The organism is Paucibacter sp. M5-1 (assembly GCF_027498415.2).
Lineage (GTDB): Bacteria > Pseudomonadota > Gammaproteobacteria > Burkholderiales > Burkholderiaceae_C > Roseateles_E.
Window position 1 is genome coordinate 4,001,185 of sequence record NZ_JAPZLM020000001.1, and the last position, 25,951, is coordinate 4,027,135.

A 25,951-nucleotide genomic window follows, 5' to 3' on the forward strand; every position below is an offset into this window, starting at 1 on the left:
GCCTCATGAAAGCATGGGACGCATGAAACACGCTGCCGACATGGCCAAGCTGCGCACGCTCGCGGCGATGGGCCTGACCGCGGAGGTCTTCATCCCGGCGCTGCTGGAGCTGCTGCATGGCCTGATCCCGTCCGACCGCAATCTGTTCGACTGGACCGATGCGCGCGGGCGCCTGCTGCGCTACTACTTCGAGGGTGATGTCGACCACGAGATCAACCGCCACTACTTCGAGGCCTTTCACAACCGACGCGAGGCCGAGGTGATGATGCCCTTCCACGAGGCGGTGACCAGCGGCGTCGTCGTGCACAGCGCCGAGCGTCTGGACAGGCCCGAGTTCTTCCGCTCGGCGCTCTACAACGAGATCTGGCGGCCGCAGCGCCTGCACACCCGGGCCGAGGCGGTGGTGCGCGGCGTCAGGGGCGAGCCGCTGGGCTCACTGGTGCTGTATCGCGGCCCCGGCGAGCGCAAGTTCAGTCGCGCCGAGGAGGGCTTGCTGGCGCGCATCGTGCCCTATGTCGCGCGCGGCCTGCAGGCCCCGACGGCCGAGCTCGGCGGCATAGCCTATGTGGCGCGCCGCGACCGGCGGGGCATTCTCTGCCTGGGCACCGACGGCGAGCTGCTGCATCTCTCGCCCGAGGTCTTGAAGCTGCTGCTGCTCGCGCATGGCGGGGTCACGCCCGAGAACGCCAGCGTCAGCCCCAGGCGCGAGCACTTCCCGACGCTGACGGCGCTGTGGGAGCAGCATCGGCGCAGCCCCGGGCTGAGTCGGCCGGGCAGCAGCGTGAGCGTCGAGAACGCCAGGGGGCGTTTTCTGTTCGAGAGCTGCCCGCTGCAGACCCTGGGTCAGGACCGGGCTCCGCTGCTGCATATCACGGTGCAGCATCATGAGCCGCAGGGGCTGGCACTGCGCCGCGTGCTCGACAATCTGGCGCTGACGCCGACGCAGAAAGACGTCTGCCTGCTGTTGCGCACCGGCCACTCACAGCTGGAGATCGCCCGGCTGATGGCCGTGTCGCCGTCCACCGTGGCCGACCATGTCAAGAAGATCTATGCCCGCCTCGATGTGCATTCGGTGCACGAGCTGGCCGGGCTGATCCAGCGCCTGGTCGGCACGGCGTAGCGGCGCGCTATTCCTCTTCGCCCAGAAAACCGCCGCTCTGGTGCGCCCACAGCCGCGCATACAGGCCGCCCTGCGCCAGCAGCTCGGCATGGCTGCCCTGCTCGACGATCTCGCCGCCGTCCATCACGATCAGCCGGTCCATCGCGGCGATGGTCGAAAGCCGGTGCGCGATCGCGACCACGGTCTTGCCCTGCATCAGCCGGTAGAGGCTGGTCTGGATGGCCGCCTCGACCTCGGAGTCCAGCGCGCTGGTGGCCTCGTCGAGCAGGAGGATGGGTGCGTCCTTCAGCATCACGCGGGCGATCGCGATGCGCTGGCGCTGGCCACCGCTGAGCTTGACGCCGCGCTCGCCGACATGGGCGTCATAGCCTTTGCGGCCCTTCGGGTCGCTGAGGCTCAGGATGAACTCATGTGCTTCGGCGCGCTCGGCGGCGGCAATCATCTGCGCATCGCTGGCCTCGGGCCTGCCGTAGAGCAGGTTGTCGCGCACCGAGCGGTGCAGGAGGCTGGTGTCCTGGGTCACCATACCGACCTGGGCGCGCAGGCTGTCCTGCGTGACGCCGGCGATGTCCTGGCCGTCGATCAGGATGCGGCCCTGCTCGATGTCATAGAGCCGCAGCAAGGTGTTGACCAGGGTCGACTTGCCGGCGCCCGAGCGGCCCACCAGGCCGATCTTCTCGCCCGGCTTGATGGTCAGGTCCAGGTTCTTCAGCACCGGCTTCGTGCCGCCGTAGGCAAAGCCGACCCGCTCGAAGCGGATCTCGCCACGGCTGACCTGCAGCGGTTTCGCATCGGCCCGGTCGCGCACGCTGACGCTCTTGGACAGGGTGCTGATGCCGTCCTGCACCGTGCCGATGTTCTCGAACAGCTCGGCCATCTCCCACATGATCCAGTGCGAGATGCCGTTCAGGCGCAGCGCCATCGCGGTGGCCGCCGCCACCGCGCCGACCCCGACCTGGCCCTGCATCCACAGCCACAAGGTGACGCCGGCGGTGCTTGCGATCAGCAGCATGCTCAGCACATGGTTGATCACCTCGAAGCCGCTGATCAGGCGCATCTGGCGGTAGGCGGTGGCCAGGAACTCCTGCATCGCGCCGCGCGCGAACTGGGCCTCGTGCTGCGAGTGCGAGAACAGCTTGACGGTGCCGATGTTCGTGTAGGCATCGGTGATGCGGCCGCTCATCAGGCTGCGCGCATCGGCCTGCTCGCTGGCGGCCTTGCCCAGGCGCGGCACGTAGTACCACAGCGCGATCAGGTACAGCAGCAGCCAGGCCAGGAAGGGCAGCAGCAGCACGGCGTCGAAGCCGCCGACCACGGCCATCATCGTAACGAAGTAGATCGTGATGAAGACCAGGATGTCGGTGACGATCAGCCAGCAGTCGCGCACCGCCAGTGCGGTCTGCATCAGCTTGGCCGAGACCCGGCCGGCGAACTCGTCCTGGTAGAAGGACAGGCTCTGGCCCAGCAGATGGCGGTGGAAGTTCCAGCGCAGCCGCATCGGGAAGTTGCTCGACAGGCCCTGGTACTTGCTGATGGCCTGCAAGGCGATCAGCAGCGGGCTGCCCAGCAGGATGGCGGCCAGCAGCAGCAGATTGGCTTTCTCCTGCTCCCACAGCTTCTCGGGCGGCACGGCGGCCAGCCAGTCGACCACCGAGCCCAGCATCGCGAACAGCAGCGCCTCGAAGGCGCCGAAGGCGGCGGTCAACGCCGTCATGCCGATGATCAGCGGCCGCATGCCCTGGGTGGCGGCCCAGACAAAGGGGAAGAAGCCGGCGGGCGGCTGCGGCGGTGGCGTCTGCGGATAGGGGTCGACGCGTTTTTCAAACCAGCTGAACAAGGGAGTACCTGCAGGGAGAGGAGTCAGCCGGCAAGCGTAGCGCAGCCCTGCTGCCAGGCGATGTCAGCAAGCGGCGAATGGCAGAAGAGGCCGCATCGGCGGCCTCTTGCTGGGATCGATGGGAGTCAGCGCGAGTCAGCGTGGCAAGGGCAGCGGCCTGCCTTGCGACTGCGCCGGTGCCGGCACCTGCAGGATGGCGGCCAGCGTTGGCGCGATATCGGCCACCTCGACGCGCTGCTTCACCTCGCCGCGGCCCACCCAGGTCGGGCCCCAGGCGAGGATGGGTACCTGGGTGTCGTACTCATAAGGCGTGCCGTGCGAGCTGCCGCCACCGCGCGAGCTGTAGAGCCAGTTGGGCTTGACGACGATCTGCAGCGGCGCGGCGATGTCCGGGTGCCAGGACTTGCGCATCGCTTCGAGATAGGGCGTCTTCGTGTCGCTGCCCTGCATCTGCTCGAGCGTGAAGACATCGGCCACGCCATCGACCTGCAGCAGCAGCTTCTTGGCTGCGGCGTACACATCGGCCGACTTCAGGCCGCGTGCCTTGATTGCCTTCTCGTCGAACAAGAGGCCGGCGGCCGAGTAGCCGCGCGCCAGCTTGGGCTCGCCGAACTGCTTGGCCAGCTCGGCGTTGAGCCAGCCCAGGGTCAGCGCCGGGTTGATGCGCTCGGCATCCTTGCCCTGGCTCTTGGCCCATTCGGGCGTGTCAGCAAAGCCATGGTCGGCGGTCAGCATCGCAACATAGTTGCCGGCACCGACCTTGGCATCCAGATACTGGAAGAAGGCTTGCAGATAGCGGTCCAGATGCAGCAGATGGTCGTGCGAGAGGCGCGACTCGGGGCCGAAGGCATGGTTGATGTAGTCGTGGCTGGACAGACTGACCGAGAGGATGTCGGTCTTGTCGTCGGCGCCCAGCTGTTCGCCCTCGATCGCGGCACGGGCGAAGGCCAGCGTGATCTCGTCGCCGAAGGGCGAGGGGATGATGTTGGCGTAGAACAGCGGACCGGGTTTCTCGTGCTTGTCGCCGATGACGGCGGGCAGCTGGTTGCCATTGCCGCCGGTGCTCTGCCAGGGCTGGCCGTCGGGCACCGAGCGGGCATAGGCCGACTCGGGCAGCAAGGGCGCCCAGCTCTTCTTGAAGAAGGCGTCGGCCGGTTTGGCGGCGTTGAAGCCGTTGACCCAGGCCGGATGGGCGGCCATGTAATAGGTGCTGGAGGCGAACTGGCCGCTCTCGCTCATATACATATAGGCCTGGCCCTTGTGGCCGGCCGGCAGGATGGCGCCGCGGTCCTTGCCCGAGATGCCGATCACCTTGGACTCGGGCTGCAGGCCGCGCAGCACATCGCCGACTGTCTCGACCTTGTAATTCTTCGGGCTGGTGCCGGCCAGCGGCGCGGTTTTGTGGCCGATGTACTGGTGGGCGCTGTCGCCGGTGCAGTAAACCGTCTCGCCGGTCTCGCGGTCGCGCCATTCATTGCCGATGATGCCGCTCTTCTGCGGATAGGCACCCGACAGCATCACCGCATGGCCGGCCGCCGTGACCGTGTGGCCATGGCCGTAGTGGGCGTTGGCGAACCAGGCGCCGCGATCCAGGAAACGCTTGAAGCCATCGGGCTGCAGCTGGTCGCGATAGCTCAGCACCTGGCGCTGCGGCAGACCGTCGACCACCAGGAAGACGATCAGCTTGGGTTTGCTGGCGGCGGGCGCCACGCTCGCTGGGCCGCTGGCGCAGCCGACCAGCAGAGCGGCGGCGCTCAGCAGCAAGGCGCGGCGGGTGTAGGGGGCTGTGCTCATGGACGGGCTCTTCGGGTGGGTCTGGACGAGGGGCGAGCTTAAGCTGCGCGACTCGCCGGGCTCGCCCGAGCGCCTCGGTGATTACCCGGGCTGTGCGAATAAGAAGGCCGGGCCCGCATCGCTGCGAACCCGGCCCTTTTTCTATCTGGCAACGCTGTGTTGCCGCAGCTGGGGTCTTGATGGGTGGCTGGCTCGCTGGGCCGGCTCGCGGCGGCGCTGGCTGGCTCAACCCCTGGCCGCTCGGTCTTCCCCTCCTAGGGATGGGCGTTATTCTGGGGACAGCTTGTGACGCTTCTCTCCACATTTGCCCTTGTTTGGGCGCAATTCGCACAACTGGAGAGGGGGTGGTCTGCTCCCGACGAATCAGCCCAAAGCCTCGTCCAGCACCTCCACCCAGTGCCGCACCGGGGTGGAGCACCCCCCCTGCAGATGCTGGATGCAGCCGATATTGGCCGAGACGATGGTGTCGGCCTGCAGCGGGGCCAAGGCCTTGAGCTTGCGGTCGCGCAGCTGCTTGGACAACTCTGGCTGCAAGACCGAATAGGTACCGGCCGAGCCGCAGCACAGATGGCTGTCGCTGGGTGCCAGATCGATCGTGAAACCCAGTTCGCGCAGCGCGCCCTCCAGGCCACCACGCAGCTGCTGGCCGTGCTGCAAGGTGCAGGGCGGGTGGTAGGCGAGCTTCGGGTGGGCCTTGGTCTTCAGCCGCGCCTTCAGCGGCGCCACCAGCTCGGGCAGCAGCTCGCTGAGGTCCCGGGTCAGCGCGCTGATGCGCTGCGCCTTGTCGCGGTAATCGGGGTCATGGGCCAGCGCATGACCATATTCCTTGACCGTGACGCCGCAGCCGGAGGCATTCATCACCAGGGCCTCGACCTTGCCGGCCCCGGTCAGCCCCTCGACCAGCGGCCACCAGGCGTCGATATTGCGGCGCATATCGGCCAGGCCGCCGGCCTGATCGCTCAGATGGCTGCGGATCGCGCCGCAGCAGCCGGCACCGTCGGCCACCAGGGTCTGGATACCGGCGGCGTCCAGCACCCGGGCGGTCGCGCTATTGATATTGGGCATCATCGCCGGCTGCACGCAGCCCAGCAGCATCAGCACCTTGCGCTTGTGGCTGCGGGTCGGCCAATCGTGGGCCCGCGCCGGGGCCTTGGCCGGCAGCTTGTCCTTCAGTGCGGCCGGCACCAGCGGCCGCAGGGCCTGGCCCAGCTTCATCGCCGGCTTGAACAGCGGCGAGGTCAGGCCCTCCTTCAACAGCCAGCGCAGGGCGCGCTGCTGGCGCGGCCGCTCGACCTTGGCCTCGACGATGTTGCGGCCGATTTCCAGCAGATTGCCGTACTGCACGCCGGACGGGCAGGTGCTCTCGCAGTTGCGGCAGGTCAGGCAGCGGTCCAGATGCAGCTGGGTGCTGGCGGTGGGCGTCGCGCCCTCCAGCACCTGCTTGATCAGATAGATGCGGCCGCGCGGACCATCGAGCTCGTCGCCCAGCAGCTGGTAGGTCGGGCAGGTCGCGGTGCAGAAGCCGCAGTGCACACAGCGCCGCAGGATCTCCTCGGCCTCGCGACCTTCGGGCGTGGACTGGAACTCGGGGGCGAGATTGGTCTGCATAAATGCTCGGAAAAGGTGTCAGATCAGCCGTGCCGCCAGCGGCATCAGCAAGGCCGCCAGCAGCACCTGCAGGCTCAGCGCCAGGCCGGCATAGGCGCCGGCGTCGGGATGGACCTGCAGCGCGCGGGCCGCGCCGATGCCGTGCGAGGCGGTGCCCAGCGCAAAGCCGCGCGCCTGCGGCAGCGTAATGCCCAGCAGGTCGAACAGGTACTTGCCCAGCAGCGCGCCGGTCAGCCCGGTCAGCACCGCCAGCACGGCGGCCAGCGCCGGGATGCCGCCCAATTGCTCGGCAATGCCCATTGCCACCGGCGCGGTCACCGACTTGGGCGCCAGCGAGCGCAGCAGCTCGGGCGGCAGGCCCAGGGCCCAGCCGATCAGCACCGCGCTGCCGGCCGCCGCTGCGCCGCCGGCCAGTGCCGCGATCAGCACCACGCCCAGGCGCTGGCGCAGCTCGGCGCGCCGCTGCCACAAGGGCCAGCCCAGCGCGACGACCGCCGGGCCAAGCAGGAAATGGATGAATTGCGCGCCGGAGAAATAGCGCGGATAGGGCGTGCCGCTGAGCATCAGCAGGCCGGCCAGCGTCACGACGGTCCACAGCACCGGATTGGCCCAGGGTGCATGGCCGCTGCGTTGGTAGAGCGCCAGCGCCAGCAGATAGGCACTCAGCGTCAGGGTCAGCCCGAACAGCGGCGTGGCCGACAGATAGACCCACAGCTCGACGAAACTGTTGCTCATCGCTGAACCTCGCGGCCGCGGCTCAGCAGCAGTTGCAGCACCCAGGCGCTGACCGCCAGGCCGATCAGGGTCGAGGCCAGCACGGCCAGCGCCAGGCGCGGGCCGTGGGCAGCGATCAGGTCCAGATGGGTGATCACGCCGACGCCCACCGGCACGAACAGCAGCGACAGATGGGCCAGCAGGCCCTCGGCGGCCGCCTGCACCGGCGCACGCGTGATCGGAAGGCGCAGCAGCAGCATCAGGATCAGCATGCCCAGCACCGGGCCGGGCAGGCCCAGGGCCAGCACGCGCGTCAGCAACTCGCCGGCCGATTGACACAGCAGCAAAATCGTCAGGCCGCGCAAGGCATCCATGGTGGCGGCCTCAGAGGTCCGGGTAGAGCCGGCCGGGGTTGAACAGGCCTTGCGGATCGAAGGACTTCTTCAGCTCGCGATGGATGCGCAGCAGCGGCGCCGACAGCGGCGAAAACGTGCCGGGGCTCTTGTCCAGCGCGCGGAACAGCGTCGCATGGCCGCCGGCCGCCGCCGCGGCCTCGCGCACCTGGGCCGGCGGCTGCGCGCTGGTGACCCAGCGCTGCGCACCACCCCACTCGACCAGTTGCTCGCCGGACAGATGCAGCACCGGCGCGGTCTGCGGCAGCGACAGCCGCCACAGCCGCGCGCCGCCCTGCACCGCGCGCTCGGCACCCTGGAAGAACTCGTCGCTCTGGTCGCGCAGACCTTCCCAGAAGGGCAGGGCCAGGTCTTGCGGGATGGTCTCGCCGCCCAGGCTCCGGACGGCCGCCGTCACCGCCGCCTGCGCGCCGGCCAGGCGCAGGATCAAGGCCCCGTCCCAGCAGGCGCTGGCCTGGATGGGCAGGGGCAGGCCGCCCCAGCGGTTCAGTTCGCGCAGGGCCTGGACCTGGTCCATCTCGAAGCGCAGCGTGGTGCTGGCCACCGGACGCGGCAAGACCTTGATCGAGACCTCGGCGATCAGGCCCAGCACGCCCAGCGAGCCAGCCATCAGGCGCGAGACGTCGTAGCCGGCGACATTCTTCATCACCGTACCGCCGAAGTTCATCGCCTCGGCGCGGCCGTTGATCAGGGTCAGGCCGAGGATGTGGTCGCGTACCGAGCCGGCCGTGGCGCGAGCCGGGCCCGAGAGCCCGGCGGCCACCATGCCGCCGACGGTCCCGCGGCCACGTTCGCTGCCCCTAAAGCGCGGCGGCTCGAAGGCCAGATGCTGGCCCTGCTCGGCCAGCAGGGCCTCCAGCTCGGTGATCGCGGTGCCGGCCTTGGCCGTGACGACCAGCTCGCTGGGCTCATAGCTGGTGACGCCCGAGAAGTCGCTGATGTCCAGCGCCTCGCCGCCGGGCGGCTGGCCATAGAAGGCCTTGCTGCGATGGCCGTGGATATCCAAGGTGGCGCCGCGCGCGGCGGCGTCCTTGATGCGTTCTTGCAGCTGCTGGATCGTCATCGATCAAAACCTCGGCAGTTCGGGGAAGGCCAAGAGGCCCTTCTTGACATGCATGCGACCATACTCGGCGCAGCGCTGCAGCGTCGGAATCACCTTGCCGGGGTTCAGCAGCGAGTGCGGATCAAAAGCGCGCTTGAGCGACAGCATCTGCTCGCGCTCCTCGGTCGAGAACTGCACGCACATCGAGCCGAGCTTCTCTATGCCAACACCATGCTCGCCGGTCACGGTGCCGCCCAGCGCGACGCTGTACTCCAGGATCTCGGCGCCGAACAGTTCGCAGCGGTGCAATTGATCGGGGTCGTTGGCATCGAACAGGATCAGCGGGTGCAGATTGCCGTCGCCAGCGTGGAAGACATTGGCGCAGCGCAGGCCATACTTTGTCTCCATCTGCTGGATGGCCAGCAGGATGTCGGCCAGCTTCTTGCGCGGGATGGTCGAGTCCATGCACATATAGTCCGGGCTGATGCGGCCCGAGGCCGGGAAGGCGTTCTTGCGGCCGCTCCAGAACTTCAGGCGCTGGGCCTCGCTGGCGCTGACCTCGCAGCGGGTCGCGCCGCTGGCCCACAGCACCGCTTCCATGCGGCCAATCTCTTCCTCCACCTCCTCCGGCGTGCCGTCGCTCTCGCACAGCAAGATCGCCTCGGCCCCCAGGTCGTAGCCGGCGTGGACGAAGTCCTCCACCGCGGCCGTCATCGGCTTGTCCATCATCTCCAGGCCGGCCGGGATGATGCCGGCCGCGATGATATGGGCCACCGCGTCGCCGGCCTTGCGGATGTCATCGAAGCTGGCCATGATGCAGCGCGCCAGCTGTGGCTTGGGTATCAGCTTGACCGTCACCTCGGTGATCACGGCCAGCATGCCCTCGCTGCCGACGATCAGGCTCAGCAGGTCCAGACCGGCGGCGTCCAGCGCCTCCGAGCCGAACTCGACCGCCTCGCCCTCCACCGTGAAGCCGCGCACGCGCAGCACGTTGTGCAGGGTCAGGCCGTACTTCAGGCAGTGCACGCCGCCCGAGTTCTCGGCCACATTGCCGCCTATGGTGCAGGCGATCTGGCTGCTCGGGTCGGGCGCGTAATAGAGGCCGTGGGGCGCGGCGGCCTCGGAGATGGCCAGGTTGCGTACGCCGCATTGCACCCGGGCGGTGCGCGCGCTGGGGCTCAGATCGAGGATGCGGTTGAACTTGGCCAGCGCCAGGGTCAGGCCCAGCGCATGGGGCAGGGCGCCGCCGGACAGGCCGGTGCCGGCGCCGCGCGCCACCACCGGCACACCCAGACGGTGACAGGTCTTGAGCACCGCGGCGACCTGCGCCTCGGTCTCCGGCAGGGCCACCGCCAGCGGGCGCTCGCGGTAGGCGGTCAGGCCGTCGCATTCATAGGGCACGGTGTCCTCGCCCTGCCACAGCAGGGCATGGGGCGGCAGCACCTCGGCCAAGGCGGCCACCAGCTCGGTCTGACTCTGGGCGCGTGAGGTGGCAGGTGTTACGGAGCGGGCGGCGGCGTTCAACTGGGGTCTCCTTGGCGGCCGTCAACTGTAGCTTGCGGTGCCGGCCGCAGCTTGCGTGGAAGTTCGTACTGCTTTGACCGCAGTGCCGGCTTCAGCGGGGCAGCTGGAACCACAGCTCCTTGCGCTGCAGCGGCGTGGCCGCCGGCAGTGCCGGATTGGCCAGCTGCAGCTGACGGCGCTGGGCCAGCTGGTGCCGCGCGGCCAGCGCGCCGAACTGCTGCTGGAAGGTGCGCTCGAAGCTGCCGTCGGCCTGGGCCGCCTCCAGCCCCTGGCTCAGATCGGCATGCAGCTGCGGCCGGCGCGGGCTGACGAAGAAGTACAGCGCGGTCGGGTAGCGCAGCAGCAGATGCGGCTCGATCACCAGGCCGCGGTCCGCATAGGCCTGGGCTTCGTCATCGATCTCGATGATGGAGCGCGGCAGGTAGTCGACCGCGCCCTCGGCCAGCTGCGCGAACAGGCTCTGGAAATGGCTGTGCGTGCGCACCCGCAAGCCATTGGCGCGCAGGATGGCGGTGTCGGGCCAGTCATGCAGCTGGCCCGCGATATGGGGCGCCAGGTCCACCAGGTCCTGCAGCGCGGCGAAGCGCTCGCGGTCGGCGGCGCGCACCAGGACCAGACGCCAGCCGATCAGACCCCTCTCCAGCGGGATGCGGATCGGCAGCAGGCGGCGCTCGCGCTCGGCTGTGGTCATGGTCCAGAACAGATCGATGCCGGGCTCGGGCCGGGCCAGCTCCAGCAGCGAGCGGCTTTGCACCATGGGGCGGTCGCTCGCCTGCAGCCGGTAGCGGCGCTCGCAGCGCTCCAGTGCCAGCCGCAGCAGGGCCAGCACATAGCTGACCTGCGGTCCTTGCAGGGGTTCGTGCTGCGGATAGAGGATGCGCAGGTCTTCGGCGGCGGCCGCCCCGCTCAGCAGGCCCACGCCGGCCAGCAGAGCCTGCCGCCGTTTCATGAGCGCATGAACACCGTCAGCACGCCGGTGTAGCCGTAGAGATTGGCATGCGCGATCTCGCCGCCGGCGAAGAAGCCGACCAGGGGCACATCGCCCAGGCCGTGCTGCACCCATTGCGCCTCGGCCGAGGGCGCGCCGAAGTGTGGGCCGCCGCGACCGGCGCAGCTGATGTAGAGCGCGCCGGCGATGGCCGGGCCGCCATCGGCCGGCGGCTGCTCCTCGCCCTCGGCGCGCAGCTCGGTGCAGATGCGCAGCAGATCGCGCCGCGCCGCCTCGGGATTGCGCTCGCAAAAGCTCAGGCGCTGGCCGACCTGCAGCTGGTCGCCGATGGCCACGCCGCGCCGACCGGGGTCGATGCCCACCAGATGGCGCACCAGCACCTCGGCGCCGTAGCCGCGCCCGGCGGACTTTTGTGTCTTGCCGACCGGGCTGATGCCTGCCAGGGTCTTGCGAAAGCGCGGCAAGGCCTCGCGCAGCTCGCCGGGCTGGCTCAGCACCGGCAGGGCCAGGTCTTGCAGCAGGCAGTCCAGCGCCGGCTGGCCGTCCAGCTCCAGCAGCAGATTGCCGTCGCAGGCGCTGATGCGGCGCTCCACGCCCAGCGGCTGGCAACCCTGGCTGACCCGGGAGAGCACGCGCAGGCCGGATCCGAAAGCCACGCCCGAGAGCCCACCGCGCCAGACGCCGTCGGCCAGTTGCACGCCGCCATGCCGCCCTAGCGCCAGGCCGCCGAAGGCATAACTGCTGTCGGTCTGCGCCGCCAGCTCGGCGATCAGCTCCTGCAGGTCTATGGTCGCCGGGTCGGCATGCACCTGCAGCAGCTCGGCCGGCCAGCCGGCCAGCGGCCGGGTGCCGGAGAACACGCGGAACTGATCGGCGGGCAGCTCGGCCAGCATCAGGGCCAGCGCCGGCTCATCGAAATACTCGACCCCGCTGGCGCAGATGCCCGGCCCCGCCGCGCCGACCCAGGCCACACCGGGCCAGCGCTGCCGCAGCTCGGCCAGCAAGGCCTCGGCCTGCGGCGCGAAACCGTCGCAGAAATACAGCCAGCCCAGGGTCGGTTGCAGACCGCTGACCTGGCGCTGGGCTTCGATCTGCGCCGCCGCCAGCGCCAGCGCCATATGGGCGTCGGGGTGGGTGGCGTGGGCGTGGGCAAAGGGTTTCATCGGTACTCAGGGTTTGCGCGGTCGGGTGGCCGGCTTGGCCGCGGCTTTTTTCTTCGCGGCCGGGCGGGCGGCGACTTGGGTGGCGGCCTTCTTGGCCAGGGCCCCCGGCATCGCGGCGGTCTTGCGCAGGGTCTCACCGGCGGCCTCGAAGCTCTGCTTGACCAGGTTGCCGGCCAGGTTCTTGGCGGCGTCGGTGGCGCTGTCCTTCATCGCGGTGGTGGCCAGCTGGGTGAACTGCTGGCTCAGCGCCGACCACCATTGCATCGGGTCCACGGCCGCCGGCGCGGCGGGTTTCTCCTCGGCTTCGGCTTCGGGCTCCGGCTCGACCTGGGCCTTCGGGGTGGCGACCTTCAGGCTGTCACGCAGCTCGGCCAGCGGCACATTCATCGACTTCAGCGTCGACAAGGTCATGCGCTGCACCTCCAGGGCCTGGATGGTCGCGCCCAGCATGCGGGCGTTCTGCTCCAGCCAGAACTGCACGGTGCGCAGCTCCTCGATGCGTTTTTCCAGCTCCTCGGGGTTCAGGGTCGGCGCTACCCACTGGCCCATGCCGGGCAGCGCGGCGCCGGCGTTCTTGACCAGGCCCTGCAGAAAATCGAAACCGGGGACGAACTTGGTGAAGCTGTTGTCGGCCATGGAGTCTCCTGTCGGTGTTGTCCGGCCCATGGTACGCCGCAGCGCGCCCGCTGTGCCTGCTGGTTTATCAGGGCGCCTCGATGCTCAGCACGCCGTCCTGCTGGACAAAGCGCAGCCGCGACAGCAGGTCCATGCCCAGCAGCGGCGCGCCCAGATCGGGCAGCACAGTGACCGGCAGGCGCTGGGCCGAGACGCCGCCCTGCAGCTCGATGTCGGCGCGCGCCCGATAGCCCTGCACGACGCCGCCGGCCGTGTGCGAGCGCACCTGGCTCTCGGGCGTCAGGCCCGCGCGCTCGGCCAGGCCCTGGGGCAGGGCGGTCGAGGTGGCGCCGGTGTCGACCAGGAAGTCCACCGTCACGCCATTGACCTGGCCGCGCCAGTGGAAGTGGCCGTCGGGTGCGCGCTTGAGCAGGATGCGGCCCTGATGCAGCTCGATGCTGCTTTGCTGGCGGCTGTGTTCCAGGCCCTTGATGCCCAGGAAGACCGCCAGCATCACCAGCAGCCAGATCGTGACCAGCTTGAGGCTGTGCGGCAGGTCCTTGTTGCTATTGCTCATGCCGCTACGATGCCACGATTTTCGGACTCGACGAGGCAAGCGATGCGCAGCATCTTCCATCTGGCTTTTCATGTGCGTGATCTGGACCAGGCGCGCGCCTTCTACGGCGGCGTGCTGGGCTGCCGTGAAGGCCGCAGCACCGCGACCTGGGTGGACTTCGATTTCTTCGGCCACCAGATCTCGCTGCATCTGGGCGAGCCCTTCGCGACCTCCCGCACCGGCCAGGTCGGCGAGCATCTGGTGCCGATGCCGCACCTGGGCCTGATCCTGGCCCTGCCCGACTGGCAGGCACTGGCCGCGCGGCTGGAGGCGGCCGGCTGCGAGTTCGTGCTTAAGCCCCAGGTCCGCTTTGCGGGCCAGCCGGGCGAGCAATGGACCATGTTCTTTGTCGACCCCTCCGGCAATCCGATCGAGATCAAGGGCTTTGCCTCGCTGGAGTCGGTGTACGCGCACTGAGGCCCCCCAAGGCTGTTAAGGTCGGGGCCCATGCGAGATGTGGAACCGGACTTCTGGCGCAATCTGAGGCTGGAGCTGGCCGGCGGCCGGCAGTGGGTGGATCGGGCCGTGGTGCTGGCCTATGCGGTGGCCACCGGCCTGGTGGTCGTGGGCTTCACCTTGCTGGCCGAGGCGGCCAGCCATGGCTTCGAGGCGCTGCGCAGCAGCCACGCCTGGGCGGCGCCGGCGATGCTGATCTGGACGCCGACGTTGACGGTGACCGTGCTGTGGTGGACCCGCCGCTTTGTGCCGGGCGCGCTGGGTTCGGGCATTCCGCAGGTGGTGCGCGCGCTCGACGACGAACTCGCGCCCGAGCAGCGCAGCCGGCTGGTCTCGCTGCGCCTGTCCCTGCAGAAGATCGGCCTGGTCTCCGGCGGGCTGTTGGCGGGGCTGTCGATCGGCCGCGAGGGCCCGACCGTGCAGGTGGGCGCCGGTGTGATGGCCCATGCGAAGCGCTGGCTGTCGCCGCAGGCCGGCATCGACAGCCATGACCTGATGGTGGCCGGCGCGGCGGCCGGCATCGCGGCGGCCTTCAACACGCCGCTGGGCGGGGTGATCTTCGCGCTGGAGCAGCTGTCGCGCCGGCGCAGCAGTTCGCATAGCGCCCTGATGATCACGGCCATCGTGCTGGCCGGCCTGGTCGCGGTCTCGGTGTTCGGCAATCTGACCTATTTCGGCCGGCTGCGCGTGCAGCAGCTGGACTGGTCGCTGCTGTGGCCGGGCCTGCTGGTGGCGGTGATCGCTGGCCTGGCCGGTGGGCTGTTTTCGCGCCTGATCATCGCGTCGATGCGCGGCCTGCCGGACCGCTTCAGTGCCTGGCGGCGGCTGTTCCCGCTGCGCTTTGCGGCCGGCTGCGCCTTCGTGGTGGCGCTGATCGGCCTGGTGGCCGACGGCACGACGGCCGGCGCCGGCTACGCGCCGACCCGGGCCTTGCTGGAGGGCCAGCAGCCCGGCGGCGAGCCGGGGCTGTACACCTTGCTGAAGTTCTGCGCCACCTGGCTCTCGGCCTGGACTGGCGTGCCGGCCGGCGTGTTCGCACCTTCGCTGACCATTGGTGCCTCGCTGGGCAATGATGTGGCCTGGCTGACCGGGGTGCGCGGCGACGCGGCCATCCCCTTGATCGCGCTGGGCATGGTGGGCTTTCTGGCCGCCACCACCCAGGGCCCGATCACCGCCTTCATCATCGTGATGGAGATGGTCTCGGGCCAGGCCATGGTGCTGAGCCTGATGGCCTGCGCGCTGCTGGCCAGCGGCGTGGCGCGGCTGATCACGCGGCCCATGTATCTGGAGCTGGCGGCGCTGCTGTTCCCACCTGCTCAGCCGCAGCCGCCGCCGGCCCGCGCATGACGACGCCGGACTGGCTGATCATCGCGGCCTATCTGGCCAGCACCCTGGGCCTGAGCGCCTGGCTGGCGCGCTCGCAGCATACGGCGGCCGACTACTACGTCGGCGACCGGGCCATGCCCTGGTGGGCGCTGGCGATCTCGACCCTGGCCACCCAGTCCTCGGCCAACTCCTTTCTGGGCATTCCGGCCTTCGTGGCCCTGGTGCCCGGCGGCGGGCTGACCTGGCTGCAGTATGAGCTGGCGCTGCCGCTGGCGATGGTCGTCGTGATGCTGGTGCTGGTGCCGGTGTTTCGCGGCCTGGCGCTGATCAGCGTCTATGAATACCTGGAGCGGCGCTTTGACCGGCCGACCCGGCTCGCGCTCAGCGCGGTCTTCCTGCTCTCGCGCGGCCTGGCCACCGGTGTGGCCCTGTATGCGGCGGCCGTGGTCGTGCAGGTCTGCACCGGGCTGCCGCTGGCCTGGTGCGTGGTGCTGATGGGCGGGCTGACGGTGGTCTACGACACCATGGGCGGCATGCGTGCCGTGGTCTGGACCGATGTGCTGCAGATGGCCGTGCTGCTGCTGGGCATCGTGGTCTGCGGCTGGGTGGCCTGGGGCCAGCTGGACGGCGCTGCGGCCCTGCTGGCCGCCCACGAGCCGGCGCGGCTGGCCGCGATCGAGGCGGGTCATGGCCTGGGCGATGGCGCGAAGGCGCCGTTCTGGGGTTTTGTCGTCGGCGGCCTGGTGCTCTACATCAGCTATTACGGCGTCGACCAGAGCCAGGTGCAGCGCCAGCTGGCGGCCCGCGATGTGGCCGGCGCACAGCGCGTGCTGCTGTTCAACGGCCTGGCGCGCTTCCCGCTGACCCTGCTCTATGCCGGCCTGGGCCTGGCGGTCGGTGCGGTCTACTGGCAGAGCGAGGCCTTGCGCGCGGCGGTGCCGCCGGGGCGGCTGGACTATCTGATCCCGCGCTATATCGAGCTGTTCCTGCCGGCCGGTCTGCGCGGCCTGCTGGTCGCGGCCATCCTGGCGGCCGCGATGTCCAGCCTCGATTCGGCGCTGAACAGCCTTTCGGCCGCGACCCTGCGCGACTTCGTCGAGCCCCATGTGGCGCTGCGCCGCCAGCTGCTGGCCGGTCGGCTGGTGACCGTGGGCTGGGGCCTGCTGATCGTGGCCTTCGGGCTGACGGTGGGCGACCTGGCCAGCAGCGTGGTCGAGGGCATCAACCGGGTCGGTGCGCTGTTCTACGGTCCGCTGCTGGCGGCCTTTGCCTGCGGCATCCTGGACCGGCGCGCGCGCGGCCCGGCGGTGCTGATGGGGGTGGCGGCGGGCCTGCTGCTGAACCTGGCGCTGGCGCAGTGGCTGGGCGCCCGGCTGTTCTGGATGTGGTGGAACCTCAGCGGTCTGCTGGCCGCCGTGGCGGTGACCTGCCTGGCCAGCCGCTGCATGGCGCCGCCGCGCGCCGAGCAGTTGCAGGGCACGACCTTGAGCACGGCCCAGCTGGCGCAGGGCCTGCGCGCGCAGCGCCGGCTTTATCTGTGGTTGCTGTGCTACGGCGCGCTCGCGCTGGGCGTGGCATGCTGGTTGGGCGTGCGCGCGGCCTGAGCGACCGAGTCAGCCTGGCGGCCCGACACAAGGAGTTGTTGATATGTCCCTGCGCCAGTTCATGGCCTCCCGACCGCTGGCCCGCGGCCTTGGCGCGATGCGCAATTCGGTCGTCTACGGCTGGGGCGAGATCGCCCGCACGCTGGGCCTGCATGAAGACCTTTACGCCGACCCGCGCCACAAGCCGCTGGCACGGCCGGTCACTGCGGTGCTGATCGGGGCCGGCCATCGTGGCTCGATCTACGCCGACTTTGCGGCCAAGTATCCCGAGGAGATGCGCCTGGTCGGCGTGGCCGACCCGAACTCGCAACGCATGCACAAGCTGCGGCGCCTGCACGAGCTGCCGCTGCAGCACTGCTTCTCCAGCTGGGAGCAGGTCTTCGCCCAGCCCAAGATGGCCGATGCCGTGATCATCGCCACGCCCGACCAGCTGCACACCGAGCCCTGCCTGGCGGCGTTGGAGATGGGTTATGACGTGCTGCTGGAAAAGCCGATCGCGCCCACCGAGGCCGAGTGCCGGCTGATCCTGGCCAAGGCGCAGCAGGTGGGCCGCATCGTCGGCGTCTGCCATGTGCTGCGCTACACGCCTTACTTCCGCGAGCTCAAGGAGCTGCTGGACGCCAAGATGATCGGCGAGCTGATCAGCGTCCAGCATCTGGAGCCGATCGAGCATGTGCACATGAGCCACAGCTATGTGCGCGGCAACTGGCGCAGCAGCAAGACCGCCACGCCCATCATCCTGGCCAAGTCCTGCCACGACACCGACATCCTGCAATGGCTGGTCGGCGACTCGGCCGACAACGTCCACTGCTTCGGCAATCTCAAATGGTTCAAGGAAGCCAATGCCCCGGCCGGCAGCACCGAGCGCTGCACCGGCGGCTGCGCGGTCGAGCATGAGTGCCCCTACTCCGCGCTGCAGATCTACTACCGCGACCGCAAGCGGCTCTATGTCTTCGACCTGCCCGAGGACAAGTCCAAATGGGACGGCGTCATCATGCAGGGTCTGCTGACCAGCGACTACGGCCGCTGCGTCTACCGCATGGACAACGACCAGCCCGACCACCTGACCGTCAACATCCTGTTCAAGCAGGGCGTCACGGCGGCCTTCTCGATGGAGGCCTTTGTCTCCTACGAGGGCCGGCGCACCCGCATCATGGGCTCGCTGGGCGACATCAGCGGCGATATGGAGAGCTTCACGCTGACCACCTTCAAGACCGGCAAGCGCACCAGCTGGAGCATGAAGACCGACGCCCACGGCGGCGGCGACCATCCGATGGTGCGCGACTGGGTCCAGGCCGTCGGCCAGCAAGACCCGACCCTGTTGAGCTCATCGATCGAAGCCTCGGTCGAGAGCCATCTGATGGCCTTCGCGGCTGAGCGCAGCCGGCTGAACAAGACGATTGAGGATGTGAGGGTTTGAGGGGAGAGCGGCGCCTCAAGGCTTGGCCCGTTGCCGCGACCGCAGCGCTTGATGTGCCGGGAAGTCCTCGCGGTGATGAGCCAACGCTGCCCTGCCGCGCCATGACAGGCGCCTTGGAAATGCCCCTACTTGGTCTGTTTCAGATGGGTTGATTCCGGCTGGCCACGAATCTCTCTCCAGTACTCAACCCTTGCGTCGTCATCAATGTCGATCACGCCGCCATACAGCGTATCGCCCCCGTTCTTCTTCGGCCCAGAGATCTAGACAACATGGGTTTTCGACGCCGGCGAAGCTCAGGGCTTCAAGAGCGTGAACCGCGTTCGCGCCAGCAACTTCTTAAAGTCTCGATCGAAACTGACCAGGTGCTCGGCCTGCTGGTCCACCGCAGCAGCCAGCCATCCGTCAGGCAAATCATTGCCGCTCAGTTGTTTTTCCAGGCAAAGCTGTCGCAATCTGGGCCACTCCGTGCCCAAAGACGCCAGCTGAACACCAGGCGCGGCCAGGATCGCATCGACGAAGGCGACGGCGTCCGCGACCGGGGTTGGCTGCACGAAAATTTTCGGGCTCGTCACCAGGCGCAAGAGGCTGGCGATCACCATCGGCATCAAGGTCAATACAGCGCCACTCTCGGCGGCCGCAAGCGCGTCTTCCAGCCATGTGCGCGCAACGGTGTGATGCGGATGATCGCTACGCGACGCCGCCACCAGGACGTTGACGTCAGGCGTCATCACCCAAGGCCTCTAGCAGCGCCTTGTTGCTTCGCGGCTCCACGCCCGCGACCAGGCCACCTTGCCCATTGAAGACGGGCAGGCGTGTCTGGCCTCGCGCAGGGGCGTCGATCTTGCTGCGCAGCCGCAACTGCAGCCCCTCTTCGATCAAGCGGGTCAGGCTGGTTCGCTGCTGCGCTGCCAGTGCCTTGGCATTGGCGAGCAACTGGTCGTTCAGATCGAGCGTTGTCTTCATGAAATTAGTATACAGATTTCTGTATAAAAATGAAGGGTCGCCCGGTGGCCGCTGAGCCCCTCACTTTCCCACTGCTCTCCCGGTGTATCGTCCGCAGCTCCACCCCAGCACGGACAACCTCTGTGAGCACACCACCCTTGACCCCGCCCTATCCGATCGGCACGCCGGGCACGCCCTGGGGCGTTGCCGAGAAGGCTGCCTGGCTGGCCCGCCAGCGGCTGCAGCGCAGCTATGCCGCCGAGGTGGTCGAGCCGCTGAAGGCCGGCTTGCCGGCGCAGGCCGAGCTGTTCCAGTACGGTTCGCTCGACTATGCCCGCCTGGGGCTGGACGGTTACCCGCTTTATGCGCTGCGCAGCCGCGCCTGGCATGCGGATCGTCCCGTGGTGCTGGTCACCGGCGGGGTCCATGGCTACGAGACCAGCGGCGTGCAGGGCTGCCTGCAGTGGCTGAAGCACGAGTTCGGCCGCCATGCCGAGGCCGTCAATCTGCTGGTCCTGCCCTGCATCAGCCCCTGGGGCTACGAGACCATCAACCGTTGGAACCCCGATGCGCTGGACCCGAACCGGCAGTTCAAGCCGGACAGCCCGGCCGCCGAGTCGGCGCTGGCGATGGCCTGCGTCGCGGCCACCTGCAGCCGTGTCGATCTGCATATCGACCTGCACGAGACCACCGACAGCGACAACAGCGAGTTCGGCCCCGCCAAGGCCGCGCGCGACGGCAAGGACTTCGACTGGCATGCGATTCCCGATGGCTTCTATCTGGTCGGTGATGTCGAGCGGCCGGTGCCCGAGTTCCAGCGTGCGCTGATCGAGGCCGTGCGCCGCGTCACGCACATTGCCGAGGCCGACGAACAGGGTTGCATCATCGGCGAGCCGCTTCAGCAGCCGGGCGTGATCAACTATGCCAAGCGATCGCTGGGCCTGTGCGGCGGCATCACCGGCGCGCGCTTCGTCAGCACCACCGAGGTCTACCCGGACAGCCCGCTGGCCAGCGCGGCCCAGTGCAACGAAGCGCAGGCGGTGACGATCACGGCGGCGATCGACTATCTGCGGCGCGCTTGAGCGCAGAACTACCCACCGGACGTCCTGCAAGCCCATAGGCTGCATCGATGGACTCGCTGATCGCCGCTTCCGCGCGGGCGCTCGCCGCCGGTGACCCGCTCGGCGCGCTCAAGCGTGTGGCCCTGCGCGAGGATCCGCCGGCGCTGGCGTTGCGCGGCATCGCGATGGCCCAGCTCGGCGAGCACCTGCGGGCGCGCGAGTTGCTGGGCCGTGCGGCCCGCGGCTTCGGCAGCCATGAGGCGCTGGCGCGGGCGCGCTGCCTCGTCGCGCAGGCCGAGGTCGCGCTGGCGATGCGCGAGCTCGGTGGCTCGCCGCACCTGCTGACGCAGGCGGTGCTGACGCTCGAGGCTCATGGGGACCGCGCCAATGCGCTGCATGCGCGCCTGGTCGCGGTGCGCCGGCTGCTGCTGCTGGGGCGCCTCGATGCGGCGGACCAGGCCCTGGCGCCGCTCGATGCGCGCGGCCTGCCGCCGGCGCTGGCGGCGGTGGCCGCGCTCAGTGAGGCGGAGCTGGCGCTGCGCCGGCTGCGCACCGGCGCGGCCGAGGCGGCCCTCGATCGCGCGCAGGCCGCGGCTGAGCAGGCCCGGGTGCCTGCGCTGCAGGCTGAGGTGGCCGAGGCCCGGGCCGCGCTGCACAGGCCCGCGGCCCGGTGCTTGTCGGCGGGTGCCGCGCCGCGGATGCTGCGCCTGGCCGAGGTCGAGGCGCTGCTGAGCTCGCCGGTGCTGGTGGTCGATGCCTGCCGCCGGGGCCTGCAGCTGGCCTCGGCCGAAGGCGCCTTGTGGCGGCCGCTGGCGCGCCGGCCGGTGTTGTTCGCACTGGCGCGGGCGCTGGCAGCGGCCTGGCCGGGTGATGTCGATCGCGAGGGCTTGATCGAGACGGTGTTCCGCAGCCGCGATCCCGACGACACGCACCGAGCCCGGCTGCGGGTCGAGATCGGCCGGCTGCGCGGGCTGCTCGCGCCGCTGGCCGGCATCGACGCCACGGCGCGCGGCTATGCGCTCAAGCCCCGCGACGGCCGCGCGCTCGTGCTGCTGGAGCCGCCGATCGCCGGCGAGCAGGCCGCGCTGCTGGCCCTGCTGGCCGATGGTGCGGCCTGGTCGACCTCGGCGCTGGCGCTGGCCCTGGACGCCAGCCAGCGCACGGTGCAGCGGGCGCTGGCCGAGCTTCAGGCGCAGGGCCAGGTGCGCGCCATCGGGCGGGCGCGGGCACAGCGCTGGCTGGCGCCATCGCTGGCGGGATTCACGACGATCTTGTTACTCCCTGCCGCGCTGCCGATTGCATAGAGTGGCTGCCAGGCGCCGATTCCGAGCGCCATCAGGAGAGCCCCATGACCCTCAAGACCCATGAAGCCCGCGTGCAGGCCGCCGAGATCGTGCGCGAATACGGCCCCTTTGCCGGCGCCGACAAGATCGCCGGCGTCACCCACGACGGCCAGCGCGTCTGGGCCGCCACCGGCGCGGCGCTGCTGGCCTTCGACCCCGCCAGCGGCGAACCGACGCGTCGGCTGGACTGCCCCTGCGATGCCGGCACCGCCTTCGACGGCACCCATCTCTATCAGATCGCCGAGTCGCGCATCGACAAGATCGATCCCGCCAGCGGCCGGGTGCTGGCCTCGATCCCGGCGCCCGGCCAGGGCAGCGACTCGGGCCTGGCCTGGGCCGAGGGCAGTCTGTGGGTGGGGCAGTACCGCGACCGCAAGATCCATCAGATCAACCCCGAGACCGGTGCGCTGCTGCGCACCATAGCGTCCGACCGCTTCGTCACCGGCGTGAGCTGGGTCGACGGCGAGCTGTGGCACGGCGTCTGGGAGGGCGAGGAGAGCGAGATCCGTCGCATCGACCCGGCCAGCGGCACGGTGCTAGAGCGGCTGCAGATGCCGCCGGGCACCGGCGTCAGTGGGCTCGAATCCGACGGGGCCGAGCTCTTCTACGCCGGCGGCGGCGAGAGCGGCAAGGTGCGCGCCGTGCGCCGCCCGAAGTCGGCCCGGTCCTGATCCATTTCTTTGCAGCAAGGAGCATCCCATGAGCACTGTGATGGCCGATACCGGCACCCATTCCGTCGTATCCCGCGAGCGCTGGCTGGCCGAGCGTCTCAAGCTGCTGGCCCGCGAAAAGGAGTTGACCCGTCTGCAGGACCAGCTGGCCCGCGAGCGCCGCGCGCTGCCCTGGGTCAGGGTGGAGAAGGACTACCGCTTCGACACAGCCGACCGGGGCCGGCGCACGCTCGCCGAGCTGTTCCAGGGCCGCCGCCAGCTGCTGGTGCAGCATTTCATGTTCGCCCCCGGCTGGGAGCAGGGCTGCAAGAGCTGCTCCTTCATGGCCGATCACCACGATGGCATGAGCGTGCACCTGGCCCAGCGCGATGTCAGCCTGCTGGTCGTCTCGCGCGCGTCGCTGGCCGAGATCGAGCGCTTTCGCCGGCGCATGGGTTGGCGGTTCATGTGGGTGTCCTCGCAGGGCAGCGACTTCAACCATGACTTCGGCGTCAGCTTCACCCCGCAGCAGCAGGCCGCCGGCGCGGTCCCCTACAACTACACGTTGCAGCCCTTCCCGCACGAGGAGGCGCCCGGCATCAGCCTGTTCTATATGGACGATGTCGGCGATGTCTTCCACACCTACTCGCGCTACGGCCGCGGCGTCGAGGTGATGATGGGCACCTACCAGCTGCTCGACCTGACCCCGCTGGGTCGCGGCGAAGATGGGCTCAGCTACGGCATGGAATGGCTGCGCCATCACGACCGCTACGAGCCGGACCCGCTGGCGCAGCAGCCCCGGTCGGTGGCCGGTGCCTGCTGCGGCGCGGGGCGGGCCTGAGAGCCTGGGACGCGGTGGTCGGAGCGTGAGTGAGTCAGCGATGAGCGAACTTTGGCCTTGGCTGGCGGTCGCGGGCGTCGGTGTGCTGCATGGCTTGAGCCCCAGCTCCGGCTGGCCGCTCGCCGCCGCCTGGGGCTTTTTCCATGCGCGCGGGCACTCGCGGGCGCTGCGGGCCTGGCTGCCGCTGGCGCTCGGGCATCTGCTGTCGGTCGCGCTGGTGGCGGCCCTGGTGGTGACGGGCCTGGCCATCGATCGCCGGCTGCTGCTGGGGCTGGCGGCTGGGCTGCTGATCGTCGTCATGGTGCTGCACCTGTCCAGACCTGGTGGCGCCCGCCGGCTGCCGGTTGGCTCGCTCGGCCTGGGGCTCTGCTCCTTCATGATGGCCACCGCCCATGGCGCCGGGCTGATGCTGGTGCCCGCGCTGGTCTCGCTGTGCGTCGCGGAGGCACCGGGTCGGGGGATCAGCGCGTCGGGCCCCTTGGCCCTGGCGCTCGCGGCCCTGCTCGTTCACACCGCCGCGATGCTGCTCAGCGCTGCGGCAATCAGCCTTGGCGTTTGTCGTGGCCTTCAGGCCCTGGCGGGCCGGCGCGACTGACTAGCGAAACCCGATCCCGCGCCGCTGCCTGACCTCCGGCTTGACCCGGTGCTCGGCCTCCAGCTGCGACAGGAACTCGTCGGGCGTGAAGGCCTCGCCAAGGATCTCGACCTGCTGGCGCACGGCGGCGAAATCGCCCGGGGTCAGCTGGTCCAGCGCGGCCAGGCGCTCGCGCTGCTCGGCGTCGAGTTCGGCCACGCCGCCCAAACCCGCTTCATGCGCGAACATGGTCTCGCGCTGCTCGGCGCGCAAGGCCTTGAAGCGGATCTTGAAGGCGAAGCGGCGCAGCGCCGCCTCATCAAGCTCCTCGAACAGATTGGTCGTGCAGATGAAGATGCCGGCAAAGCGCTCCATGCCGGCCAGCATCTCGTTGACCTCGCTGACCTCGTAATTGCGCTCGGCCATGCGCCGGCTGCGCAGAAAGCTGTCGGCCTCGTCGAGCAGCAGCACCGCGTCTTCATTCGTCGCGGCCTCGAACATGCGGGCCATGTTCTGCTCGGTCTCGCCGACGAATTTGCTGGCCAGATCGCTGGCCAGGCGCACCATCAGCGGCCGGCCCAAGGCCTGGGCGATGTGCTCGGCCAGCGCGGTCTTGCCGCTGCCGGGCGGGCCGTAGAAGCACAGATTGCCGCGACCGCGCCGCTGCAAGGCCTCGACGATGCGCGGGATTTCGAAGCGCGATTCAACATTCAGCAGGTCCAGCGCATAGCGGGTCACGACCTCGCGCGGACCCCGCTCATGCGACTGGTGGCCCAGCGCCTTGTCGGCGTTCTGCAACTGGCGCGCGATCAGGCCCTCGGCCTCGTCCGCTGCGCCGGCCAGCTGCGCGAAGCGCACCGCGGTGCGGATCTGCGCCGGGGTCAGGCCGCGCCGCTCGGCCAGCCGGGCCGCGAACTCCGCGCTGACCGCAACATCGGACAGCGCCCGCTGCACCAGGCCCAGGCGGGCGCCGGGCGGCGGCGACTTCAGTTCGAGGTGGTACTGGAAGCGGCGCCTAAAGGCCGGGTCGATCTGCTCGATGCGGTTGGTCACCCAGATCACCGGCACCGGATTGGTCTCGAGAATCTGGTTGACCCAGGCCTTGCCCGACACCGAGCCCGAGGCCGGCGCATCGAGCGCGGCATCGAGCCGGGCCATCAGCTGCACCGTGTCGGTAGACAGCGGCGGGAACACGTCCTCGACCTCGTCGAACAGCAGGGCCACGTTCTGGCTCGCCTTCAGGAACTGCTGGCTGATCTGCAGCGAGCGGTAACGGTCGCGGCCGGACAGCGAGTTGCCGTCGCGGTCGGCATACTCGACCTCATACAGATCGAGGCCGGCGGCCTGGGCCGCGACCTTGGCCAGCTCGGTCTTGCCGGTGCCCGGCGGGCCGTAGAGCAGCACATTGACGCCGGCCTGTTGGCGCGCGACCGCCTGGCGCAGCAGCGTGCCCAGCACGCCCAGATCCTCGGCGACGAACTGGAAGTCGCTCGGCGTCAGCTCGCTCTTGGTGGCCGGGCGGGTGAACACCGCCATCAGATCGCCCGGGGCCGGGTACTCGCGCATCAGCACCGGCGGCAGCTGGTCGCTGACCTTCATCAGATCGGCCAGATCGGTGATGTTGTGCTCCGAGATCAGGTTCTCGACCATGCCGATGCGCTCCAGCCGCGAGCCGGCGCGCAAGGCCTCGGCGACTTCCTGGGCATTGACATCGGCCACCGCCGCAATCGCCGCGAAGGCCTCCTGCGCGGTATTGACCTTGAACTCGACCAGCGCGCCGCGCAGCTCGCGCTGGTAGCGGGCCAGGGTGCCGTAGAGCAGGATGGCGCGCTCGGCCGGATTGAGCTGCAGCAGATTGCCTAAAGCGGCAATGTTCTTCTCGACCAGGGTCGACTCCTGCTTGAGCTGCCGGTCCAGCAGCTCACAGGTGGTGGCCAGCAGGGCCAGCATGTCCTTGGGCGCGTCCTTGATGTACTCGTCGAGGTAGAAGAACAGCGTGGCCTCGGCGAAGGGGCCGTTCCAGACGCCGTGGTGCTCCAGAAACATCTCGTCGCTGAGCGCCTCGTGGCCGGTCCAGAGCTCATTGCCCTGGCAGCGTTTGGCCAGATAGGCGCGCAGCCGGGTCAGCACCCGCACCGGCCAGACCAGATGGCGGCCGGTGAAGGACAGCAGGCCGTTGAAGTCGCGCCGCAGATTGAAGCGGCCGGCATGCTTGACGGTCAGCGTCAGCACGAACTGCGAACACATGCGATCCAGCACCGGGGCCTTGGCCAGTCCGGGGGAGGGCAATACGCGCGTGTCCGACAGACGCTTGACCATGGGGTACTCCTCACCAACCC

Annotated in this window: 24 protein-coding genes; 10 read left to right on the forward strand and 14 right to left on the reverse strand. The window is 69.3% G+C overall.

Annotated features, from left to right (window positions below; genetic code table 11):
- Positions 1-22 precede the first annotated feature (22 nt).
- Positions 23-1,120, forward strand: coding sequence for a helix-turn-helix transcriptional regulator (locus tag O5M90_RS18900; RefSeq protein ID WP_269839951.1), 1,098 nt, complete (start codon positions 23-25; stop codon positions 1,118-1,120).
- A 7-nt stretch (positions 1,121-1,127) separates the two neighbouring features.
- Here the strand turns inward: O5M90_RS18900 and O5M90_RS18905 are convergent, their stop codons facing one another.
- From O5M90_RS18905 to O5M90_RS18955, 11 genes are all read right to left on the reverse strand, one after another.
- A complete protein-coding gene (locus O5M90_RS18905) occupies positions 1,128-2,957 on the reverse strand; it encodes an ABC transporter ATP-binding protein (protein ID WP_137943937.1) in 1,830 nt (609 codons plus the stop codon).
- 135 nt (positions 2,958-3,092) lie between these two features.
- A complete protein-coding gene (locus tag O5M90_RS18910; protein ID WP_269839952.1) occupies positions 3,093-4,751 on the reverse strand; it encodes an alkaline phosphatase family protein in 1,659 nt (552 codons plus the stop codon).
- A 363-nt stretch (positions 4,752-5,114) separates the two neighbouring features.
- Positions 5,115-6,359, reverse strand: a complete 1,245-nt coding sequence (glcF, locus tag O5M90_RS18915) for a glycolate oxidase subunit GlcF (RefSeq protein ID WP_440402258.1) — start codon at positions 6,357-6,359, stop codon at positions 5,115-5,117.
- An 18-nt stretch (positions 6,360-6,377) separates the two neighbouring features.
- Positions 6,378-7,094, reverse strand: coding sequence for an LrgB family protein (locus O5M90_RS18920; RefSeq protein WP_269839953.1), 717 nt, complete (start codon positions 7,092-7,094; stop codon positions 6,378-6,380).
- Positions 7,091-7,447: a CidA/LrgA family protein gene (locus tag O5M90_RS18925; RefSeq protein ID WP_137943942.1), complete on the reverse strand. Its 357-nt coding sequence runs from the start codon at positions 7,445-7,447 to the stop codon at positions 7,091-7,093. The genes O5M90_RS18920 and O5M90_RS18925 overlap by 4 nt, the downstream gene beginning before the upstream one ends.
- Before the next feature lie 10 nt (positions 7,448-7,457).
- On the reverse strand, positions 7,458-8,549 hold the full coding sequence (gene glcE / locus O5M90_RS18930; protein ID WP_269839954.1) for a glycolate oxidase subunit GlcE: 1,092 nt from the start codon (positions 8,547-8,549) through the stop codon (positions 7,458-7,460).
- Positions 8,550-8,552: 3 nt separating this feature from the next.
- Positions 8,553-10,052, reverse strand: coding sequence for an FAD-linked oxidase C-terminal domain-containing protein (locus tag O5M90_RS18935; RefSeq protein WP_269839955.1), 1,500 nt, complete (start codon positions 10,050-10,052; stop codon positions 8,553-8,555).
- Between the two features lie 91 nt (positions 10,053-10,143).
- Positions 10,144-11,001 (reverse strand): hypothetical protein, encoded by an 858-nt coding sequence (locus O5M90_RS18940; protein WP_269839956.1) that lies wholly within the window; start codon positions 10,999-11,001, stop codon positions 10,144-10,146.
- A complete protein-coding gene (locus O5M90_RS18945) occupies positions 10,998-12,164 on the reverse strand; it encodes an FIST signal transduction protein (RefSeq protein WP_269839957.1) in 1,167 nt (388 codons plus the stop codon). The genes O5M90_RS18940 and O5M90_RS18945 overlap by 4 nt, the downstream gene beginning before the upstream one ends.
- 6 nt (positions 12,165-12,170) lie before the next feature.
- Positions 12,171-12,800 carry a PhaM family polyhydroxyalkanoate granule multifunctional regulatory protein gene (locus O5M90_RS18950; protein ID WP_269839958.1) on the reverse strand — a complete coding sequence of 210 codons (630 nt, stop codon included), beginning with the start codon at positions 12,798-12,800 and terminating at the stop codon, positions 12,171-12,173.
- A 67-nt stretch (positions 12,801-12,867) separates the two neighbouring features.
- Positions 12,868-13,356: a retropepsin-like aspartic protease family protein gene (locus O5M90_RS18955; RefSeq protein WP_269839959.1), complete on the reverse strand. Its 489-nt coding sequence runs from the start codon at positions 13,354-13,356 to the stop codon at positions 12,868-12,870.
- A gap of 42 nt (positions 13,357-13,398) precedes the next feature.
- Here O5M90_RS18955 and O5M90_RS18960 point away from each other — a divergent pair, with 42 nt between their 5' ends.
- The 4 genes from O5M90_RS18960 to O5M90_RS18975 are packed head-to-tail and all read left to right on the forward strand — an operon-like array spanning position 13,399 to position 18,201.
- A complete protein-coding gene (locus O5M90_RS18960; RefSeq protein WP_269839960.1) occupies positions 13,399-13,812 on the forward strand; it encodes a VOC family protein in 414 nt (137 codons plus the stop codon).
- Between the two features lie 30 nt (positions 13,813-13,842).
- Positions 13,843-15,198 (forward strand): chloride channel protein, encoded by a 1,356-nt coding sequence (locus O5M90_RS18965; protein WP_269839961.1) that lies wholly within the window; start codon positions 13,843-13,845, stop codon positions 15,196-15,198.
- A complete protein-coding gene (locus O5M90_RS18970; protein ID WP_440402259.1) occupies positions 15,195-16,781 on the forward strand; it encodes a sodium:solute symporter family transporter in 1,587 nt (528 codons plus the stop codon). Before O5M90_RS18965 ends, O5M90_RS18970 begins: the two co-directional genes overlap by 4 nt.
- Positions 16,782-16,824: 43 nt before the next feature.
- Positions 16,825-18,201: a Gfo/Idh/MocA family protein gene (locus tag O5M90_RS18975; protein WP_269839964.1), complete on the forward strand. Its 1,377-nt coding sequence runs from the start codon at positions 16,825-16,827 to the stop codon at positions 18,199-18,201.
- A gap of 293 nt (positions 18,202-18,494) precedes the next feature.
- On the opposite strand, the gene O5M90_RS18980 is transcribed toward O5M90_RS18975, so the two are convergent.
- Together O5M90_RS18980 and O5M90_RS18985 are read right to left on the reverse strand one after the other, a co-directional pair.
- On the reverse strand, positions 18,495-18,929 hold the full coding sequence (locus tag O5M90_RS18980; RefSeq protein WP_269839965.1) for a TA system VapC family ribonuclease toxin: 435 nt from the start codon (positions 18,927-18,929) through the stop codon (positions 18,495-18,497).
- Positions 18,919-19,164: a DUF6364 family protein gene (locus O5M90_RS18985; RefSeq protein WP_269839966.1), complete on the reverse strand. Its 246-nt coding sequence runs from the start codon at positions 19,162-19,164 to the stop codon at positions 18,919-18,921. The genes O5M90_RS18980 and O5M90_RS18985 overlap by 11 nt, the downstream gene beginning before the upstream one ends.
- A gap of 122 nt (positions 19,165-19,286) precedes the next feature.
- Between O5M90_RS18985 and O5M90_RS18990 the strand changes: the two genes are divergently transcribed.
- Genes O5M90_RS18990 through O5M90_RS19010 form a run of 5 tightly spaced genes read left to right on the forward strand, consistent with a single transcriptional unit; the run spans position 19,287 to position 23,633 of the window.
- Positions 19,287-20,225: a M14 family metallopeptidase gene (locus tag O5M90_RS18990; RefSeq protein ID WP_269839967.1), complete on the forward strand. Its 939-nt coding sequence runs from the start codon at positions 19,287-19,289 to the stop codon at positions 20,223-20,225.
- A 47-nt stretch (positions 20,226-20,272) separates the two neighbouring features.
- Positions 20,273-21,508, forward strand: coding sequence for a helix-turn-helix domain-containing protein (locus O5M90_RS18995; RefSeq protein WP_269839968.1), 1,236 nt, complete (start codon positions 20,273-20,275; stop codon positions 21,506-21,508).
- A gap of 44 nt (positions 21,509-21,552) precedes the next feature.
- Positions 21,553-22,218, forward strand: a complete 666-nt coding sequence (locus tag O5M90_RS19000; protein WP_269839969.1) for a Vgb family protein — start codon at positions 21,553-21,555, stop codon at positions 22,216-22,218.
- A gap of 28 nt (positions 22,219-22,246) precedes the next feature.
- On the forward strand, positions 22,247-23,038 hold the full coding sequence (locus tag O5M90_RS19005) for a DUF899 domain-containing protein (RefSeq protein ID WP_269839970.1): 792 nt from the start codon (positions 22,247-22,249) through the stop codon (positions 23,036-23,038).
- Between the two features lie 40 nt (positions 23,039-23,078).
- On the forward strand, positions 23,079-23,633 hold the full coding sequence (locus O5M90_RS19010; RefSeq protein ID WP_269839971.1) for a hypothetical protein: 555 nt from the start codon (positions 23,079-23,081) through the stop codon (positions 23,631-23,633).
- Here O5M90_RS19010 and O5M90_RS19015 read toward each other — a convergent pair whose 3' ends face one another.
- Positions 23,634-25,931, reverse strand: coding sequence for an ATP-binding protein (locus tag O5M90_RS19015; protein WP_137942702.1), 2,298 nt, complete (start codon positions 25,929-25,931; stop codon positions 23,634-23,636). It lies immediately after the preceding gene.
- Positions 25,932-25,951 lie beyond the last annotated feature (20 nt).

Excerpts from the sequence above, each read along its gene's own strand:
- O5M90_RS18975 (WP_269839964.1), top strand. The coding sequence starts at position 16,825 with ATGTCCCTGCGCCAGTTCATGGCCTCCCGACCGCTGGCCCGCGGCCTT.
- O5M90_RS18965 (WP_269839961.1), top strand. The coding sequence starts at position 13,843 with ATGCGAGATGTGGAACCGGACTTCTGGCGCAATCTGAGGCTGGAGCTG.
- O5M90_RS19010 (WP_269839971.1), top strand. The coding sequence starts at position 23,079 with ATGAGCGAACTTTGGCCTTGGCTGGCGGTCGCGGGCGTCGGTGTGCTG.
- O5M90_RS18960 (WP_269839960.1), top strand. The coding sequence starts at position 13,399 with ATGCGCAGCATCTTCCATCTGGCTTTTCATGTGCGTGATCTGGACCAG.
- O5M90_RS18920 (WP_269839953.1), bottom strand. The coding sequence starts at position 7,094 with ATGAGCAACAGTTTCGTCGAGCTGTGGGTCTATCTGTCGGCCACGCCG.
- O5M90_RS18955 (WP_269839959.1), bottom strand. The coding sequence starts at position 13,356 with ATGAGCAATAGCAACAAGGACCTGCCGCACAGCCTCAAGCTGGTCACG.
- glcE (WP_269839954.1), bottom strand. The coding sequence starts at position 8,549 with ATGACGATCCAGCAGCTGCAAGAACGCATCAAGGACGCCGCCGCGCGC.
- O5M90_RS18995 (WP_269839968.1), top strand. The coding sequence starts at position 20,273 with ATGGACTCGCTGATCGCCGCTTCCGCGCGGGCGCTCGCCGCCGGTGAC.
- O5M90_RS18950 (WP_269839958.1), bottom strand. The coding sequence starts at position 12,800 with ATGGCCGACAACAGCTTCACCAAGTTCGTCCCCGGTTTCGATTTTCTG.
- O5M90_RS19000 (WP_269839969.1), top strand. The coding sequence starts at position 21,553 with ATGACCCTCAAGACCCATGAAGCCCGCGTGCAGGCCGCCGAGATCGTG.
- O5M90_RS18910 (WP_269839952.1), bottom strand. The coding sequence starts at position 4,751 with ATGAGCACAGCCCCCTACACCCGCCGCGCCTTGCTGCTGAGCGCCGCC.
- O5M90_RS18985 (WP_269839966.1), bottom strand. The coding sequence starts at position 19,164 with ATGAAGACAACGCTCGATCTGAACGACCAGTTGCTCGCCAATGCCAAG.
- O5M90_RS18940 (WP_269839956.1), bottom strand. The coding sequence starts at position 11,001 with ATGAAACGGCGGCAGGCTCTGCTGGCCGGCGTGGGCCTGCTGAGCGGG.
- O5M90_RS18945 (WP_269839957.1), bottom strand. The coding sequence starts at position 12,164 with ATGAAACCCTTTGCCCACGCCCACGCCACCCACCCCGACGCCCATATG.
- O5M90_RS18925 (WP_137943942.1), bottom strand. The coding sequence starts at position 7,447 with ATGGATGCCTTGCGCGGCCTGACGATTTTGCTGCTGTGTCAATCGGCC.
- O5M90_RS18980 (WP_269839965.1), bottom strand. The coding sequence starts at position 18,929 with ATGACGCCTGACGTCAACGTCCTGGTGGCGGCGTCGCGTAGCGATCAT.
- glcF (WP_440402258.1), bottom strand. The coding sequence starts at position 6,359 with ATGCAGACCAATCTCGCCCCCGAGTTCCAGTCCACGCCCGAAGGTCGC.
- O5M90_RS19015 (WP_137942702.1), bottom strand. The coding sequence starts at position 25,931 with ATGGTCAAGCGTCTGTCGGACACGCGCGTATTGCCCTCCCCCGGACTG.
- O5M90_RS18970 (WP_440402259.1), top strand. The coding sequence starts at position 15,195 with ATGACGACGCCGGACTGGCTGATCATCGCGGCCTATCTGGCCAGCACC.
- O5M90_RS18900 (WP_269839951.1), top strand. The coding sequence starts at position 23 with ATGAAACACGCTGCCGACATGGCCAAGCTGCGCACGCTCGCGGCGATG.
- O5M90_RS19005 (WP_269839970.1), top strand. The coding sequence starts at position 22,247 with ATGAGCACTGTGATGGCCGATACCGGCACCCATTCCGTCGTATCCCGC.